At 45.0% G+C, this 18327-nt stretch carries 17 protein-coding genes; 4 read left to right on the forward strand and 13 right to left on the reverse strand.

The annotated features are described in order from the left end of the window. The first annotated feature begins 154 nt into the window (after nucleotides 1–154). The 4 genes from HUW51_RS04945 (at nucleotide 155) to HUW51_RS04960 (ending at nucleotide 3947) form a co-directional block, all read left to right on the forward strand. Nucleotides 155–391, forward strand: coding sequence for a heavy-metal-associated domain-containing protein (locus tag HUW51_RS04945; protein ID WP_185272886.1), 237 nt, complete (start codon nucleotides 155–157; stop codon nucleotides 389–391). A gap of 37 nt (nucleotides 392–428) precedes the next feature. Then, the gene (locus tag HUW51_RS04950; protein WP_185272887.1) at nucleotides 429–1772 is read left to right on the forward strand and encodes a rhodanese-like domain-containing protein; all 1344 of its coding nucleotides are present in this window, start codon (nucleotides 429–431) and stop codon (nucleotides 1770–1772) included. A gap of 287 nt (nucleotides 1773–2059) precedes the next feature. Continuing rightward, the gene (locus HUW51_RS04955; protein ID WP_185272888.1) at nucleotides 2060–3187 is read left to right on the forward strand and encodes a sensor histidine kinase; all 1128 of its coding nucleotides are present in this window, start codon (nucleotides 2060–2062) and stop codon (nucleotides 3185–3187) included. A 46-nt stretch (nucleotides 3188–3233) separates the two neighbouring features. Further along, nucleotides 3234–3947: a LytR/AlgR family response regulator transcription factor gene (locus HUW51_RS04960; protein ID WP_185272889.1), complete on the forward strand. Its 714-nt coding sequence runs from the start codon at nucleotides 3234–3236 to the stop codon at nucleotides 3945–3947. Nucleotides 3948–3978: 31 nt separating this feature from the next. On the opposite strand, the gene HUW51_RS04965 is transcribed toward HUW51_RS04960, so the two are convergent. The 13 genes from HUW51_RS04965 to HUW51_RS05025 all read right to left on the reverse strand — a co-directional run bounded on the left by HUW51_RS04965 (nucleotide 3979) and on the right by HUW51_RS05025 (nucleotide 18242). After that, on the reverse strand, nucleotides 3979–4701 hold the full coding sequence (locus HUW51_RS04965) for a pirin family protein (RefSeq protein WP_185272890.1): 723 nt from the start codon (nucleotides 4699–4701) through the stop codon (nucleotides 3979–3981). Beyond that, a complete protein-coding gene (locus HUW51_RS04970) occupies nucleotides 4682–5212 on the reverse strand; it encodes a hypothetical protein (RefSeq protein ID WP_185272891.1) in 531 nt (176 codons plus the stop codon). Before HUW51_RS04970 ends, HUW51_RS04965 begins: the two co-directional genes overlap by 20 nt. A gap of 68 nt (nucleotides 5213–5280) precedes the next feature. Further along, the gene (locus HUW51_RS04975) at nucleotides 5281–6012 is read right to left on the reverse strand and encodes a dioxygenase family protein (protein ID WP_185272892.1); all 732 of its coding nucleotides are present in this window, start codon (nucleotides 6010–6012) and stop codon (nucleotides 5281–5283) included. 667 nt (nucleotides 6013–6679) lie between these two features. Beyond that, nucleotides 6680–6958, reverse strand: coding sequence for a hypothetical protein (locus HUW51_RS04980; protein ID WP_185272893.1), 279 nt, complete (start codon nucleotides 6956–6958; stop codon nucleotides 6680–6682). A gap of 411 nt (nucleotides 6959–7369) precedes the next feature. Further along, on the reverse strand, nucleotides 7370–7621 hold the full coding sequence (locus HUW51_RS04985; protein WP_185272894.1) for a hypothetical protein: 252 nt from the start codon (nucleotides 7619–7621) through the stop codon (nucleotides 7370–7372). Nucleotides 7622–7651: 30 nt separating this feature from the next. Next, nucleotides 7652–7867, reverse strand: a complete 216-nt coding sequence (locus tag HUW51_RS04990; protein WP_185272895.1) for a hypothetical protein — start codon at nucleotides 7865–7867, stop codon at nucleotides 7652–7654. A gap of 217 nt (nucleotides 7868–8084) precedes the next feature. Further along, the gene (locus HUW51_RS04995; RefSeq protein WP_185272896.1) at nucleotides 8085–9245 is read right to left on the reverse strand and encodes a mannonate dehydratase; all 1161 of its coding nucleotides are present in this window, start codon (nucleotides 9243–9245) and stop codon (nucleotides 8085–8087) included. A gap of 152 nt (nucleotides 9246–9397) precedes the next feature. Then, nucleotides 9398–10582, reverse strand: a complete 1185-nt coding sequence (locus HUW51_RS05000; protein WP_185272897.1) for a mannonate dehydratase — start codon at nucleotides 10580–10582, stop codon at nucleotides 9398–9400. Nucleotides 10583–10690: 108 nt separating this feature from the next. Then, nucleotides 10691–11827, reverse strand: a complete 1137-nt coding sequence (locus tag HUW51_RS05005; RefSeq protein WP_185272898.1) for a mannonate dehydratase — start codon at nucleotides 11825–11827, stop codon at nucleotides 10691–10693. Between the two features lie 89 nt (nucleotides 11828–11916). Then, a complete protein-coding gene (locus HUW51_RS05010; protein ID WP_185272899.1) occupies nucleotides 11917–13521 on the reverse strand; it encodes a SusD/RagB family nutrient-binding outer membrane lipoprotein in 1605 nt (534 codons plus the stop codon). A gap of 45 nt (nucleotides 13522–13566) precedes the next feature. Then, nucleotides 13567–16035 carry a SusC/RagA family TonB-linked outer membrane protein gene (locus HUW51_RS05015; RefSeq protein WP_185272900.1) on the reverse strand — a complete coding sequence of 823 codons (2469 nt, stop codon included), beginning with the start codon at nucleotides 16033–16035 and terminating at the stop codon, nucleotides 13567–13569. Then, the gene (locus HUW51_RS24710) at nucleotides 15990–17021 is read right to left on the reverse strand and encodes a carboxypeptidase-like regulatory domain-containing protein (RefSeq protein ID WP_185272901.1); all 1032 of its coding nucleotides are present in this window, start codon (nucleotides 17019–17021) and stop codon (nucleotides 15990–15992) included. The genes HUW51_RS05015 and HUW51_RS24710 overlap by 46 nt, the downstream gene beginning before the upstream one ends. A gap of 183 nt (nucleotides 17022–17204) precedes the next feature. After that, nucleotides 17205–18242, reverse strand: coding sequence for a FecR family protein (locus tag HUW51_RS05025; protein ID WP_185272902.1), 1038 nt, complete (start codon nucleotides 18240–18242; stop codon nucleotides 17205–17207). Between the last annotated feature and the right edge of the window lie 85 nt (nucleotides 18243–18327).

Here is an 18327-nt window from a genome sequence, read left to right on the forward strand (position 1 = left end):
TATTTTTAAAATTTTTTAAAATAGCGTTTTGTGATTAAAAGCAATTAGCCGGTTTATCCGATAAAATTTTACACAATTCCGTAAAAACCTTGTAACACAAGCAGGCTGTTACGCTTTATTTTTGTAGTGTAAAATTTAAGAATCAGTAAAAATCATGAAAACTTTAAAATTTAAAACCAATATTAACTGCAGTAATTGTGTAGCCACCGCCAAACCTTTTCTGGATACCTTGCCCCAACCAACTACCTGGGAAGTAGATACCGCTAACCCCGAAAAAATTTTAACCGTGAAAGGCGAAGCCGTTACCGCCCCCGAAGTAATAGAAAAGGTAAAACAAGCCGGCTTTAAAATAGAAGAACAAAAAAGCTTGTTCGGCAAGTTATTTTCTTAATTCGTAACTTGCGGCTGGTAATTTAACCGGATACTATATGAAAATAGAGCAATTTGAGGATAAAGGGTTAGCTCATTTCTCCTACATTATCAGCAGCGAAGGCCAAATGGCCGTAATAGATCCGGCCCGTAATCCGCAGCCTTATTATGAGTATGCCAACCTGCACGATGCCTGTCTGATGGCCGTAATTGAAACGCACCCGCACGCCGATTTTGTGAGCAGCCACCAGGAAATTGCGCAAACCAAAGAAGCTACCATTTACGCCAGCAAACTCACCGGCGCTGCTTACCCGTACCAAGCTTTTGACGAAGGCGATAGCATCCGGATTGGCGAGGTAACTTTGCACGCTATCAACACACCGGGGCATTCGCCCGATAGTATTTCGGTGCTGGTAAAAGACGAAAATGAACAACCAGTAGCTCTTTTTTCCGGCGACACGTTGTTTATCGGTGATGTAGGCCGGCCCGACTTGCGGGAAACCGCCGGCAGCATTACCGCTAAACGCGAAGAGCTGGCCCGGCAAATGTATTACTCTACCCGCGAAAAAATAATGCCTTTGCCCGATACCGTTACCGTATACCCTGCCCATGGTGCGGGCTCTTTGTGCGGTAAAGGCATGAGCGAAGCCAAGCAAAGCTCTATTGGAACCGAAAAAAAGACCAATCCGGCTTTGCAGCCCATGTCGGAAGAAGATTTTTTAAAATATTTGCTCGCCGACCAACCTTTTGTACCCAAATATTTCCCGTTTGCTGTTGACCTGAATAAACACGGAGCGCCTACTTTCCGGCATAGTGTTTCGCAGGTGCCTTATTTACCGCCGCATTGCGCTTTAGATAAAAACACCTTAATTATTGATACGCGCCCCGAGAAACAATTTAAACAGGGCCATTTACCCGATGCTATTAACCTGCAGGACGCCTTAAAATTTGAAACCTGGCTGGGAGCCGTAGTGGGCCCGCAGGAAAAGTTTTATTTAGTAGCCGATTCGGAAGAAGCCTTGGAGCAGGTAATCGCTAAAACTGCTAAAATTGGGTACGAACGCAATATTAAAGGCGGCCTGATTGCCCCCGACAATCAAATTGAAAAATCCGATATAACCGATTTAGAAAATTTTAAAAATAATCCGGAGGCGTATACCATTATTGATATCCGGAACCACAACGAACTAAAAGAAGGCAAACTGTTCCCGGCTGCTTTGCCCATCCCTTTGCCGGAACTGCGCGAACGGATAAACGAAATCCCCACCGATAAGCCCATTATGGTTCATTGCGCTGGTGGCTACCGCTCCGCGGCCGGAGCTTCTATTATCACCCGCAAAATTAAAAATCAACCCGTTTACGACTTAAGCGAAGCCGTAAAAGAGTTTACCCCAGAGAAATGATCTAGGAATAACAACAAATAAAGCCGCCTTCCGGATAAATCTTTATCTTAAAAATCATCCGGAAGGCGGCTTTATTTGTTGTTATTCTGTTGGCAGTTCTACTCCTCTAGTCATCCTGGCAAGACCTAATCGATTTAAAGTAGCAGCCGAAACATTTTATAACTTGATGTACAAGTGGTTATTACCAGTAAATTTACCAAGCACTACATATCAGGCGTTCGTCGATACATTTACCGGAATTACCGGCAAATAAATAAAGGTTGCTTCGGAAATTAGTTTCTTTGTTTATGTTTCGCTCTAAGGCCTTTACCTTTTTTACCCATGCTATTTGCTGGCTGTTCTTTTTTAGCATCCCGGTGCTTTTTATAAATCAGCGGTCCGAATCGGAGCTATTCACGGATATTCTTAAAACCGGACCTTACTGGTTATTTTATGGTTGTTACATCCTGCTTTTTTACTTGCACGGGTATGTTCTGTTACCGCGTTTTTTCCTCCGGAAAAAGTATGTGGCCTACGGTAGCATTCTGTTACTGCTCTTAACCGGGGTCTATTTCTTAAAACCTTTCGATACTTTAATTACCAAAATTAGCCGCACCGCCGATCTTAACCGCAACCCAAACCGGGAACCGGATGGCTTAAGACCCGGTCCACCCCCAGATCGTCGGGCCGCTCCGCCGTTTAACGGCCCAGGCCGACGCATGGGCCCACCGCGTGGAGGCCAGATGCGGGTAGATATCGTGAGTATTTTTTTATTTATCATGATTGTGGCGCTTAGCCTGGCCATAGAAGTTACCCGACGACTCCGCGCTACGCAACAACGCGCTCTGCTGGCTGAAGCTGAAAAAGCAAAGGCCGAACTTTCGTTTCTGAAAGCGCAAATTAATCCGCACTTCCTGTTTAATATTTTAAATAGTATTTACTCGCTCGCCATAACCCAAAACGAAAACACCGCCAATGCTATTCTTAAATTATCGAACTTAATGCGGTATTTAACCGACGAAGTAACTGCCGACTACGTAGCTTTATCAGCGGAAGTGGCCAGTTTGCAGGATTACATTGCTTTGCAACAACTGCGCTTAAGCAAAAAAGTACAAGTAGATTTTTCGGTTGCCGGCAACCTCGAAAATAAAAAAATAGCCCCGCTTATCTTTATTCCCTTCATCGAAAATGTTTTTAAGTACGGCATCAGCAACCGGGAGGCATCGCACCTTATTATTCGCTTGCAGATAGAAGAGCAAAAAATTACTTTTTACTGCCAGAACCCTATTTTCCCGCACCAAACAACTTTAGAACGGACCGGCATTGGTATTTCTAATACCCGCGAACGGCTGCAACACCTGTATCCCAACAACCACGCACTGACCATATCCACCGAAAACCAGCTTTTTACCTTATTACTTACCTTACCGGTTTAACACTTAGGAACTAAGAGCTATAATCGTAAAAATTTAAAAATTTACCGTGAAAAACGCGCTTGTAAGATGTGTCGCCGTAGATGATGAGCCTTTGGCTCTGGATGTTATCTCGGCTTACGTGGCCAAAATACCAGCTTTAACTTTGGTGCAAACTTTCGACGATGCCATAGCGGCATCTGAATTTTTGCGGACCACTGCCATCGATATTTTGTTCGTAGATATTAATATGCCTGATATCACAGGCATTGATTTGGTGCGCTCGCTGGAGAAAAAACCGCTCGTTATTTTTACTACCGCTTATAAAAACTTTGCCTACGAAGGCTTTCAACTGGAGGCAATTGATTATTTGTTAAAACCCATTGCATTTGACTTGTTTTTGAAAGCCGTAAACAAAGCCCTGGACTTTATGGAGTATAAGAACCAGGCCAAAGCGAACCTCGAAGAAAGCTTGTACGTGAGTTCAGAGTATCGCCTGATAAAGATAAACCTGCGCGACATAGAATACATCGAAAGCCTGGAGGATTACATCAAAATTCACGTGACGAACGCTAAGCCTATTCTTACTTTGCTTTCCATGAAAAAGGTGCTGGAAAAGTTACCCAGCACACAATTTAAAAGAATTCATCGGAGTTTTATCGTACCCCTGGCCAAAGTTACGGCCATTCAGAGCCGCAAAGCACAGCTTACTTCCGGCAAAGAGTTACCCATCAGCGATTCTTACATCAGTTTTATTCAAGACTGGAACCAGAAGGTTTCTTAGGTAAATTTTTAAAAAAATTACCGTTTTTACACTAAGAATGGAGTTTTCTACTGTCTAGTTCTAAAACTAAAAGCAAGGCATTATTACTGAGAGCTTCCAGTTCTACTTCGGTGGTATTCCATAAAGCTAAGCCATCTTTTTCGTGGAGTAAACGGCCTTCTACCTCAAAAGCCCCGGCAATTACAAAAGCAAAGAAAAGCGACATTTGATCTGGTAAGAGGTAAATTACTTCCTGGCGACCAGCAAATCGCCCTAAGTTCAACGAGAACGGATACGTTGCTTCTGCTTTATTCGCAGAAATAATTTTTACTAAAGGATTATTAAATTCATTCAGGTTAAAGGCTATCCGTTGCACGGAGGGGGCAAGAAGCGGCTCCTGGGCTTGGATCTGGAGGTGTAAAAATTGAATGGTATCTGCCGGAAATAAATTTTGCACCTCGATGGTACTATTAGCTGCGGCCGAAATTACCAGCACCTCACCGGCCTCTACCATTACGTCGCTATTCAACAAGGTGCCTACCCGAACGGCTCCCGTGAGGGGAATAATAAGCACATACGCCGAATGGTCTACAGGCAAATCTACGTGGTGCCCTCGGGCAACTAATTCTTCGTTTACCACGCACAAATCGCCCAAGGGCGTTTTATGTTCCTGGTAAAAAGTACCAAAGTTAAAAGTACTATACCGTTGAAACTGATGCGTGCTTAGTTGCCCCCGCTGGTCGGCGAGGTATATTTTACCCGGGGTTTGTTTCATGATTTTGGCTGGCTTGGGTTTGCAAAGAATAAATACTTAAATAAGGTTGAATGGCCAATAAATGCGTAAGCGCTGGTTCGCCACTATTAGCTGATTCGGATACCAACAAATATTGATTTAAGGTATCGTGCCAGATCAGTGGTTGAGAGTAAAATTTAATGGCCACCTGGTGCTTGCTTTTATCCAATATATCGGAGTTAATAATTTGAAATTGAAATTGATCAAATTTGAGGAAATGTTGCCCCAGGTTGTTCAGGATATCGGGCACCATATTATTTAATTGCTGCAGGTAACCCAGTACGGCGGCACTCACCAGAAAATGCAATTTATCCGCTCCCGGCACGTGTTGTTTCAACTCGGCAAAGCTACGATACTTTTTTTCCTGGTTATACAGTTGCGCCTGCATTTTAAATTCGGTGTAACTATCCTCAAAAACCAGCTTTTCCCAGGGTTTAGTGGAATTCGCATCTACTATTTTCCGGTAACATAAAGTAATTAAGCGGTTCGGCATCTTAAAAATTTAGTAAGACGCTAAAGGCAAAACTTCAGCGTCTTCTTTTTTTTAAATTTTTTTAAATTTTAAGCGGCTACGTTCAGTTTAATGGCTAGTTCAAAACCATCCGTGGTGTTGCCGGTTACGGTGGCAATTTCTACTCCGGCTGTATCGTCGCTGAACACGTTGTCTTTGGCGTTGTAGGTATAGCCACTCAGCCCTTTTTTGTAGCCGTTTACGGCCACCAACGCGCTGTTGCTACCTTCCGGAAAAGCAATTTGGGTTACCTTTAGCGAGGTGCCGCTGGCGTTATAAATGTGCACGTGAATGTGGGTAGCCCTACCGTTGTACCAGCCCGGGAAAATAGTAGTAAAGGTTACCAGTCCGTTGGCATCGGTTACCTGCCGGCCCCGTAAAAAATGCACCGATTGCAGGTTCGTGGATTGCATGCCGGTACCGCCGTACTCCGAGTAATTGCCTTCGGCGTCGCAGTGCCAGATATCCACAATGGCGTTGGCCAAACCAGCACAACCGTTATTCACGTTGCCGATGGTAATTTTAGCTGTTAGCTTGTAACCGGTGCGGCCATCGGTAATATCGCTGCGCACGTAAGAAGCCGGGCTTTTAGTAGGAAAAGGTCCTTCGGTTTCGGAAGGGGCTACCGTGCAACTGCCGGAATCTGTGCCGGTGCCCGTACCGGTGCCGCTGGTATCGGTAGATGGGGTGACGGTATCAGAATCTTTATCGCAGGCTGATAATACCACGGGGGTAGCAATAGTGCCGAGGAGCAAACTCTTTAAAAAGCTTTTTCTTTCCATATTACAATTACATTAATGGGTTTACTTTTTGGTTATACAAATGTGCGTAAACCAGGTACCGGCTACAATCATGTATCGGTAAATAGGATTTTTGTATCGGTGAATTGCCTTTTAGTATTTAGGGAATAAGTAGATTAATGCAAAATTTGGGAAATTAAGTTAAGATGTTAGAGTAAGTTTTTTCTTTGGAGCCTTTTCAAGTCTCCATGCCCAGGTTCCATCTTATTGGAACGGGCTGAGATTGCCTCATGGCCGGCGGGCCTCGTTTGGCTCTCTCGGGCGGTCTAAGCTTCCTTTCCTCGCTCCGCTGCGGAATGTGGCTTAACGCCCCACCGGAACCTTAGAAGGCCCTCAACAGCCAAACTGGTGTCAGTCACACTTAGCTACGGCTTTATAGATCTATAAGTACGAGGACAGACTAAGGATATAATTAAAGGTAGTAAAGCTCCCCGCCTATTTTAGGAGGGGCAGGGGTGGTAAATTTTCTTGCTGTTCCTTTTGGAATTTCTAGGAGGTAATTTTGTCTGAAACGTTAACTAGAAGTATTTAGATGATCAAAGCCTGTTTAGGGATAGAAACTAAACAATAGAGTTGGGGCATTACAAAATAAAAAGTGGTTCCACAATGCTTAGATCGTGGAACCACTTTTTGTTTTATACCAATAAAATTAGGCGTTTACCGGCTGGGGCTTAAAAATAACGAAATGTTTGTTTTCGTGGTAAGCCCGGAAAGTAATGCCGTTTTGGTTGCAAAAATAGCTTAGTTTATCTTCGGTTGTGCGTTCCAGTGGTCGGTGACCAATTAACCCGAAGGCTAACAAACGGCTTACATCGGTAGCAGGGTCGGCCGGAAATAAATTTTGTAATTGATCCCCGCTCACGTAAACCGGCGATTGCAGGGCAGATTTTGCTAATTCTTTAGTTTGTTGGAAGGTATTTGCAAACATGATACAGACCTTTATAAATTCTAATACTTAGATTAACTTAATTGTTTAGTACAATTTTAAACAAAGTTTATAAAAATGCGAAACACTTGTTTGCAAATGGATAGTTCCTGTAATTTTAGATAATAATATACAATCCCAATCTTAATTTAACAATAATTTTTACCATGTTTTAACTTACATATTCTCAATTATATACAAATTTTAATATTTAAATAATGTATCAATTGCTACCGGCCAGACATATCCTAAAACACAGATTTATATTACAAATAAGCTGTTAGTTAACTTAAAACAAATCAATTTATTAAATACCTAAACAATAAAAACAAGAGGAAAAATTATTTAGAGAACAGGCAGGTCAATACGGCTTTCTTGATTTAAAAAGCTTTGTACAACACGGCAAAATTAATCTTATTTTAGGGTAGATTCTATTACCTGGGCAATGGCTTGAAGCAGGCCAATATCAATTTTTAAATTTTTGTTTAACTGCGTTTCATTTAAAACAGCGCGGTAGTTCTGGTCTTCGTCGGGTTCAAAAGAAACCAGGTGGCCATCTATTTCTACTTCTAACTTATGGGTATAGCCCGAAGTTAACAGCCGGGTAGTAAAGTCGCGTTCTTCGCCTTTGTAAGTAACGGGTATGGCAAAATATTCGTTGCTCATGGGTTTGGTTATGGATATAACGGCGGGAATTTACTCAATTTCCCGGGCATGTTCGTAATCCTGAAAATCGTCGAGGTTACGGTAATTAGGCAAGTTCCGGTCTTTTGGCACAATCTCCCACCCATCGGCCAGCGCTGGCGCTGATTGCACGCTGTTATTATTAAGCCAATCGGCTTGTTGCTCCTTGGGTACGTTTTGCAGCACTAAGGCTAAAAATTCGTCTTGCGTTAATTTACTCTCGGCCATGTTACCTTTTTTTAGCTGTATTTACGGAGAAACATGGGTTTAGATTAACTTTTCTGATAAACAACTTACTTACAGACATTTATCAGCACATGCCAAAAAGTAAAAATTTAAAAAATAGCTTCAGAAACCTGTCCGGCCATATACTACTTTGTATTCTGAAGCTATTTTTTAAATTTTACGCCATCTGCCAATTTCTTCAGCAGAAAATAATTACAGATTACGATTTGCGAGCACCTTTTACCACCGATTCCATTAAGCCGCGCATGTAGCCGATAGCAAACAAATTGCCCAAGGTCATATATCCCGGATGGGTATTTTGTTCGCCGGCCATGGTGGGTACGTGGTCCGGACGAATAGCGCCTTTAAAGCCAATTTCGTAGTACGCCTTCATGGATTCGTACATATCAATCTGGCCTTCGTCGTGGAAAGTTTCGGTGAATTTAGTGCTGGGCAGTTTACCGCTTAAGTCTTGCACGTTCCGGAAATGCACAAAATGAATTTTACCCGCTTTGCCCCAGCGCCGCACCAACGATGGAGTATCGGTGCCCATTAAGGCAAAATTACCCTGACATAGGGTAACACCGTTAAAATCGCTCGGCATAATTTTTAACATGCGATCAAAGCTTTCTACGGTGTTCATAATCCTGGAAATGCCCTGGATGCTGTGCACCTGCGGGTCATCGGGGTGCAAAGCCAGCTTCATTTCTATTTTTTCGGCTTCGGGAACTACGGCTTTCAGGAAATATTCCAGGTTCTTCCACATGGTTTCTTTAGTAACTTCGCCGTATTTGGTCAAAGGTTTATTCTTAATATCGTCGTAATCAAAAGCGGTAACCAAAGCGCCACCCCGCGCCGGCCGGTCCATTTGTGTACGGGCCCAGCTAATTACCGGCATCCAGTTGTAGCAAATAACGTTTACGCCCGCTTTTTTTAAATTTTTCATAAACGTGATGAAGTTGGCAATTTCTTCGTCGCGGCCAGCCAGCCCCAATTTGGTTTTTTCGCCGAGCGAAGGCGGCCCTTCTACTACGGTATAATTTAAACCTACTTTTTTCCAGGCTTCTTTTACGGCGGCAATGGCCTTATACTCGTAGGGTTTTACGTCGGTTAAGCCAGTAATGCGGCTATCGATGCCGGCTACGGCGCCCAAGGCATCCATTTGCTTCGCCAATTCTATTAGTTGCCGATTAGCCTCAATGCCCGAAAAATAAGCGGTACTCATTTCCATGCCGGCATCTTTGGCCATGGAGTTTAAAACTACATTCGCTTTTGCTTTTTCTAAGCCCGCATTAGCTACCGCCGTACCCAAGCCACCCATTGAAAAGGCGGCAGCCAGGGAAGCACTTTTTTTAATAAAATCCCTACGATTGTCTTTCATAACTCAATAATTTAAAAATTTTAAAAATAAATTTCAGGCGTTCGTAAACCTGGCTGCTGGTTAAATCAGGGGTAACTTTTGCATTATTTACTTGTTTAATCCCGCATTTTACTAAAAACAAGGCAATTTATCAACCTAAATCCAGATATAACTCAGGCATTTACCCCCGTTTCTTTTAGCGAAACCACGGCTTGCATCATGGCTTTGGTATAGGCTACATTATAGGCTTCGGCAGCGTACCCGCCGCCGCCCGGGTACATACTTTTAATACCGCCAGGGTGTTCCCGGTCGTAATCCAACGCGCGGGGATGTTCGGGATAAATACCAAATTTATAACCGAGGTTAAATACTTCCTGCATTACCGCGAACATATTTACCTGGCCTTCGTCGATAAAAACTTCGGAATATTTTACGTAGGGCTTCTCTACCGTAACATTGCGGTAGTGCATGTGGTTAATCCGGTCCCGGGAACCTAAATAGCGCAGCACTTCTAGCGGGTCTTCGCCCATTTCGCGGGTAACGCCGCAATCGAAGGTCATACCGTTAGCAGGACTATCTACAATTTCCAAAAGTCGTTGCCAGTCTTTAAAGGTGGCCATAATCTGGTCGTGCCCGTGACTAACCGGAATAGGCGGATCGTTGGGGTGCAAAGCCATGCGCACGCCAGCTTTTTCGGCCACCGGAATAATGGCTTTCAGAAAATAAGTTAAATTATTCCAGAGCATTTCGGCGGTTTGCGGCGTACCTAATTTGGGATCGGTGGGTAAGTTTTTACCTTTTTCGTAATCAAAACTGGTATTGCTGGCCCCGCCCCGGGCTTTTTCTTCGTAGTAGCCTTCCAGGAGCCGGTGGGCGTAAAAGTTATATTCTACCACCGGTAAACCCGCCTGACCCGCGGCTACTAACGAATCCTGGATTTTTTTAATTTCTTCGTCGCGGCCTTCCCGCCCGTAAATGGCATTGGGGTGTTCCCCAATCATCATGTTTATTACGGTTAAACCTTCGTCTTTAAAACGATCCATTATTTCCCGGAGGCTTTCCACGGTCCAGGGAATAGGTGGCCCGCCCATCAGCACGTAATCCACGCCTAATTGTTTAATCTGCCGCATTTGCGCTACCGTAGCCTTACTGGAAACCCCTAACGTTAACCGGGGCTGGTTCTCCCCTATTTTAATGGGCCATTCGGCACCTTTGGTATTATTGGCGCTGCCGGTAAGAACTGCCCTACCATTTTCAGCAGGTTCTTTGCCGGAAGAGCTGCAGCCGCTTAGGCCTACCACTGAAAGCGCAGCTAAAGCGGTACTTTTTTTTAAAAAATCGCGACGGTTATCTTTCATGTTTAATCATTTTAATAGGTGAGAAAATGAACGAAAGAAGCATACCGGGTACTTTTGGGTAAAAGCACCCGGTATGCTGGGGATTAAATCAGATGAACCTTAAAAAAATCAAGCTTTGGCGTTTGCTTTGGCAACGGATTCGGCTAAACCGCGCATGTAACCAATGGCGTATAAAGTACCTAAAGTCATGTAACCGGGGCGGGTATTTTCTTCGCCGTGCATGGTAGGCACGTGGTCCGGGCGAATGGTTCCTTTAAAACCAATGTCGTAGTAGGCTTGCATGGCGGCGTGCATATCAATCTGGCCCTCGTCGTGAAAAGTTTCGGTAAATTTAGTACTGGGCAATACGCCGCTTAAATCCTGCACATTCCGGAAGTGCGCAAAATTAATTTTACCGGCTTTGCCCCATCTTCTAATCAGGGCTGGAATATCGGCTCCCATTAAGGAAAAATTACCCTGGCACATGGTTAAACCGCTGTATTTGCTGGGCATGATTTTGAGCATGCGGTCGAAATTTTCTACGGTATTCATAATCCGGGAAATACCCTGAATGCTGTGTACCTGCGGGTCGTCGGGGTGCAGCGACAAGTTCATGCCTATTTTCTCGGCTTCGGGCACCACGGCTTTCAGAAAATACTCTAAATTCTTCCACATGGCTTCTTTCGAAACCTGGCCATACTGCGTGACCGGTCTGTTTTTAATATCATCGTTATCGAAAGAAGTGACCAAAGCTCCTCCCCGGCCCGGCCGGTCCATGGTGGTACGCGCCCAGCTAATTACCGGCATCCAGTTATAGCAGATCACATCCACGCCGCCGTATTGCTTCAGGTTTTTCATAAAGGTGATGAAGTTGGAAATTTCTTCATCCCGGCCCGATAATGCTAATTTGGTTTGTTCGCCCAAGGAAGGCGGTCCTTCTACCACGGTCCATTTTATGCCTTCTTTATCCCAAGCGGCTTTGGTGGCTTTAATGGCTTCCGGGTCCCAGGGTTTTAGGTTAGGATTTCGAATAATCCCCGAAACCGCATGCATCACATCTATTTGCTTGGCAAATGGTACCCGCGGCGAATCGGGGCTCATGGCCAAAGCGAATTTCATTCCGGCATCCCGGGCAAAGGCTTTTAATTTATTTGGTTTTTCTTTGGTCACCAGCGGGTTAACCATAGTCGAGGCTGTACTGCCTATAGACAAGGCGGCCGCCAGGTAAGCACTTTTCTTGATAAAATTTCTGCGGTTATCTTTCATAATGCTACTTTTTTAAATTTTAGCGAAACAGAAAATTTTTAAAAATTTGATTAAAACGCTTTCTTTAATCCGGAAAGCTACTTGCCTGGTTATTCCTTGTCCCACCAAACGCGGGTAGTATATAAATCGGGGCCTTGGTTCTGGATGGCATTTTCTACACTGGCTGCATTCAAAGATTTTTCTTCAAACGAATACATTAAGCGCCGTAACGGAGTACCGCCGGTGGCATTAAGCGGGTAATTAATCGGTTGCAAAGCCGGAATTCCGGTGCGGCGCCAGTTCGACCAGGCTTCAAAAAAGTCGAGGTACATGTAGTGCGCCAGGTAAAACTGCGTGTGAATTTGCTCCATCATTTCGGGCATGCCGCTGGTTAACGGGTGCGCTGCAATGTAGGTATCAATTTCGGCGGGAGTAATGGCTACATTGGCCACGCTGCTATTCGGGTATAAAGTAGACGACTCCATATTGGCACGGATAGCTTTATGGTAATGGTCTTGGGCGTTGCCGGTTTCCCAACCGCGTAGGGCCGCCTCAGCTAATAAAAATTCTACCTCGGAATAGCTCAGGATAATGGAAGGCGCCGAAAAGTTAGCCACCGTAGCCGTATTGGGTTCGGAGTATTCGCGCAGCAATTCGTTTTTCCAGTTCGGAATAACCGTACTAATCGTGTTTGGATCGTAACCATTGGGCAACGCTTTTTGCAGTTCGGCAGCGGTAGTTTGCGTTATCACCTGGCCTTGTTTGGCGTCGATGTTGCCTTCCCACAAAGTCATGTAAAACGGTATGCGCGGGTCTTGATTGGCCTGCAGTAAATCCAGGAAAGTTTTACCCATTTTTACTAAACCCAGGCCTTGGTTGCCTTCGGGTAAGCTTTCTCTTTTTAATTCGCGGGCATCCCAGTTCCAGGTGTTTTCATTAGCCGAAATATGCACCAGTTTGGCAATATCGGCATTGCTTTGCATCACGCCACCGGCTATGGCTTTCTGCGCCCAGGTTTGCGCCAGAGCCGGGTCTACTTTGGTTAAGCGCATGGCTAAACGCAGCATTAAAGAATAACCAAAGGCTTTCCATTTGGGCACATTACCGGAGTAAATAACATCGGCCGCGCCAAAAGTAGGTTTAGCAGCATCCATCTGGTTTAAAGCCGCTTCCAGATCCTGCAGCATCCACGGGTAAATCTCCGATTGCTTATCGTAGGCGGGTTTATAAATACCTTCGGGCGCGCCGGCGGCTTGTTTATAAGGTACATCGCCGTACGCATCGGTAACCCGGTGCAAGGCATATACTTTCCAGATTTTAGCAATGGCATTTTGATTTACCAATTCCGGATTGCCTTCTGTTTCCCGGATTACAATCATCAGTTCCCGCAAATGCGAAGTATAAACCGTTTCGAAGAAATTACCGGTTTGGGCGTTTACAATGCCTTTTTCGCCATACCAAAAATTTTGCAGCGTAGCGTGGTACTGCATAATACCCGATGCATATTTAATATTCGTCCGGTTACGGTCGGCGGTACCGGTGCCCACGGTGCGGATAATACTATTGGTAAACAAAGGTTCAATGGCCGGCTCGGTAAAGGAGTTCGGGTTAATGTTCATTTCTTCGAAACCTTTATCGCAGGAGGTTAAGAAGAAAACTGCTAAAAAGCCGGTTTTAAAAGTAAAAGCAGCTATTTTACGTTTTATATTATTCATATTTTTCTAAATCATTTTGGATAAAGTAATTACCTAAATCTGTTTTTATAAGCGCACGCTTAAGTTAATGCCGTAGGTGCGGGTAGATGGCAAACCAAAGTTTTCGAGGCCTTGCGCATTACCGCTGCTATAATTCGATTCCGGGTCGATGTTTTTGGTGGCGCGGTATAGAATAAGCAGGTTCCGGCCCACAAACGAAATATTCGCCGACTGGAAAGGCGTTTTCGCGAGCAACGCCGACGGCAAGGTGTAGCCAATGTTAATGGAACGCAGCTTAATAAAATCGGCTTTCTCCACAAACTCGCTGGTAATGGTGTTCCAAAGGCCTTTGTAATACGTTTCGGCGGGTACGGTTTTAGTAAAGGCTTCGCCTTTTTCGTTCACGCCATTTACTACTACCCCGGTTTCGCGCACGTTATTTTCTACGGTGCGTTTATCTAAACCAAACTGGGTACCGTAAGCGCTGGTAGCTGAGTAAATACTGCCGCCCCAGCGGCTATCCAGTAAAATACCAGCCGTGAAATTTTTAAAAGTAAAGTCGTTATTTAAACCTACGGCCAAGGGTGGCACGCCTTTACCTAAAGGTACTACCGGACTGGCAATAGGTAAACCGTTAGAGCTGTTGTAAATAATTCGGCCGCTAGCATCGCGGGAGTACGTGCTGCCGGCAATCTGACCGAAAGGCTCGCCCTGGTAGTGGGTAATCCAGCCGTTTTCGGTGCGGGTAGTAGCGCCGGGTAAACGCAAACTGGTTAAGCCTAACTCGGGGGCAATGCTGATAACCTCATTTTTATTGTAAGCCGTATTTAAAGCCAGGTTCCACGACAATCCGCTTTCGGAAGAAACCGGCGTACCCGAAATCATTAATTCCACGCCCCGGTTTTTCATTTTACCCACGTTTAAAGCAACTGCGGTGTAGCCACTGGATTGCGGCAAAGTAGCGTTTACAATGTCGTTGGTAGTGGTGCGGTCGTAGAGGGTTACATCCACGCCCAAGCGGTTATTAAAAATTTTAGTTTCGATACCAAATTCGGTGGTGGTAGAAGTATAAGGCGTGAGCAGCGTAGGTAAGGTAGCGCTGGTAACGTTCATTAAAGTTTGGCCTAAATGCTGCTGCGACTGCGCCGAAAACGTTTGGGTAATGGCATAAGCATTCGGTGCACCGCCCCCTACCTGGGCCCAGGAACTTCTTATTTTGGCGTAATCTAACCAGGCGGGTTTAGAAGCCCAGGCATCGGAAGCCACAAAGCTTAACCCTACCGATGGGTAAAACAAGCTGTTTTTCTTAGGGTCTAAGGTCGAGAACCAATCGTTGCGGCCGGTCAAGGTTAAATACAGATAATTATTAAAATCAATATCCGCGGAAGCAAACAACGAATTAATGCCTACCTGGCTGTAGTTGATGCCAAAGTTCTGGCTGCGGCCATTAGCAATAAAATACTCAAAAGGCCGGTTAAACTGACCGCTGGACAAATTAATGCCATCGAAGGTATTGCGCATCTGGTTACCGCCAGCAAACACGTTAATCGAGAAAGCGCCTACTTCTTTGCGATAGCCAATGGTTCCTTCCAGGTTGGTTTCGGATTGCAAACTTTGGTCGGTGCTCATGGAACCGGGTTGGTTAAAAGCTAAACCGGTGGGCTGAATGGCAAAACCATCGAAGTTTACCTGGTCAATCCCAAAGCGGGCCCGCACGTAGAGTTCATCGGTAATATTATAAGTAGTATTAAAAGAACCAATAAACCGTTTTTTGGTATCGCCATTCCGGACTTTGTTAATGGCAAAATACGGGTTGGTAGCGTACTCGTAATCGCTCCATTTAAATTCGTTGCCGTTGGGCAAATAACCCGGCGACAAGGTTTCTATCGGAATGTTAGAAGCTAACAACTGGGCACCCGTATTAGGGTTTAATTGAAAATCAGCCAGATAGGTGCGGTTTTTAACGTCTTCGATGTTGTACTGGGCATTACCTTCAAACACAATTTTTTTAGCCAGAGTCGCGCTGGTACTCAGGTTAAAAGTTTTAATATTCATGTCGTTGTTGGGTACAATGGCCTTGTTATCCAGGTTAGAGGCCGAGAACCGGAAGCGGGCAATTTCGTTGCCGCCGGTAAACGCCAGCGTATTCACGAAGTTGGTACCGGTTTGGTAGAAATTTTTAAAATTATTCTTCTGCGCGGAGTAAGGCCGCGTCTGCCCATCCGGTTGAATCACCGGCGAACCATCTAAACGGGCACCCCACGACATGCGGCCATTAGAAATAGCCTGCGCCTGGGTGGTAGGCGCGGCTCCCAAAGAACCGGAGCCATATTCGTACTGCCAATCAGTTAAGTTAATGGCTTGCTGAAAGGTAAAGTTGGTATTGTACTCTACCCCAATGCCTTTTTGCGTTTTCCCGGATTTAGTGGTAATTAAAATAACGCCATTGGCCGCCCGAGCCCCGTACAAAGCGGCCGCCGTACCGCCTTTTAAAACCGAAATACTTTCAATATCGTCGGGGTTAATGCTGGCCAAACCATCGCCCCGGTCGATGCCCCGAAGGTGCCCGCGGAGCCTTGGTTGTTGTTGGTAATGGGCATGCCGTTAACCACGTACAAAGGCTGGTTTTCGCCGTTTAAAGACCCGTTCCCCCGGATCACAATGCGGCTGGAACCGCCTGGTCCGCCCGAAGTACCGGAGGCCGTTACCCCGGCTACCCGGCCGGCTAAAGCGTTACCCACGTTAATTTCCCGGGCCTGGGTTAGTTTCTCGCCGCCCACTTCCGATACGGCGTAGGTTAAGGCTTTCTTTTCCCGTTTAATACCCAAGGCGGTTACTACAACTTCGTCCAGGGTTTGCGTATCGTCGAGTAAAGTTACATTCAGGGTGGCGCTGCCATTAAAAGCTACTTCTTTGGTGGTATAGCCAATAAAGGAAAATACCAAAGTGCCGTTATCGGTGGGTGCCGTAATAGAATAAGAACCATCCGCGCTAGAAGCAGTACCGGTAGTAGTACCTTTTACTAAAACCGTTACACCCGGCAAACCTTCGCCGGTAGCCGAGGTAATTTTACCGGTAATGGTAGCGGCCAGCACCGGTCTTTTAGTAGATACCAGCATCGAACCCGATTGGTCGGCTAAAGGCACATAGCCACTGGTTTTTAATTTTTTGAGCACTACTTCGCCGCCTACCGGTTCAAAATCAATGTGCATGGGCGTGAGCAGCTCCGTAAGTACGAGGGCTAGTTTTTTATTAGTGGCCGCTACCGATACTTTGCGCGACGCATCAATCATTTGGTTACTGTAAATAAAATGAATGCCGCTTTGGTCTTCAATTTTCCGGAGAACCACACTTAACTCAGTATTTTCTAATTTTAAGGTAATTGCCCGGTTTAATACTTCTTTGGCGCGGTTGTCTTCGGCCAGCGTAACTGGTGGTTTAAAGAATAGAAAAAGAGCTAACAAAAAAGCAGTTCGGCAAATAAACCACCCTGGTTTTTGCTTCAAGCGTAATATTTTCATAGATACACGTTGTTTTTAAATTTTTACAATAATGCAGAGATAAGGCAAAATAAGACCAGGCATGCATTAACCGGTGAATGCCGCAACGAGGAAGAAATTAAAAAAAGTGCCGAAGTGAGTATACTGCCGGTTTAGTACAAGTAATTTTGTGGCATAAGCTAGCTTTTAATTTAAAAAATTGGTTTATAAGCAACCTGCTCCTGAAATCAGGTATTTATCGTCATCTACCTGGTAGGTGGCGCCAATGGATTTACAAATCATATCGAGCTTTACCGGTAAGGGCTGATTATAAAAATAAGCCGTTAAATTGCATTGTTTCAGCCGGACATTTGCTAAGGTAATGGTTACCCGGTGCTGGTCTTCTAAAGCCTGAATCACTTCGGTTAAAGGATTATCCGGGAACACTAGTTTTTCCAGAGGCAACTGCTTTTCCCAGTACAGCTTGCTTATTTTTTGTTTAATGGCCGTATCCCGCGTTGCATCAAAATGCGCTTTCTCGTTTAATTGCAATTGCACCGTTTTTTTGGCGGTATGCACAAACGGCAAATAATCCGGCAAGCTTTTTTCGGTGGAAGTAACGGCTACTTTGCCCGTGCGTACCAGCACTTCGGCCACTTGCTCGGTGGTAAAATCAACGCCAAAGCTGGTGCCTAACACTTTTACTTCTACGGCACTCCCGTATACCCGGAACGGATGTTGTTTATCGCGGGCTACCGAGAAAAAAGCTTTGCCGTGTAAAAACACATCGCGGCTGGCCCCGGTAAACTGCACCGGATATTTAATTTGGGAACCTGGCTCTAACCACACCAGCGAGCCATCGCTAAGCGCCACGCGTTGCGCTTTTTTTAAATCATTTTGTTTTTGTAATAAGGCTACCTGGTTTTCGGGTACCCGGAAGCGTGGGTATAAAGCAAAGCCAAGCAGCAATAAAAAAGTAGCTGCTATGCCGTACCAGTAATTAGGACTCCAGCTAATCGTACGGCCTGGTTCTTCTGCCGCATCGGGTTCTTCTTCGGCGGCAGCTTGTTGTATTTTAGCGTTTAAAATTTCCCAGTTTTTACTTTTGCGGCTTTGTAGGTTCTCGTCTGGTTCCGGCCCCGTTGCTTGGTGGTTTAAATTCTCGTACCATTCGGCCACAATAGCTTCTTCTTCCGGGGATAACTCGCCAGCTAAGTATTTTTTTAAAAGCCTTTGCAGCTTTTCTTGTTCGTTTTTGCTCATGTATCCGCCTAACCTGTTTGCCTTAGCTGGTTTCTTACTTATTTAGCCAAGCAAATGCGGGATTACCCTAAATCAAAAATCGATT

This window comes from Adhaeribacter swui, from assembly GCF_014217805.1.
Classification (GTDB): domain Bacteria; phylum Bacteroidota; class Bacteroidia; order Cytophagales; family Hymenobacteraceae; genus Adhaeribacter; species Adhaeribacter swui.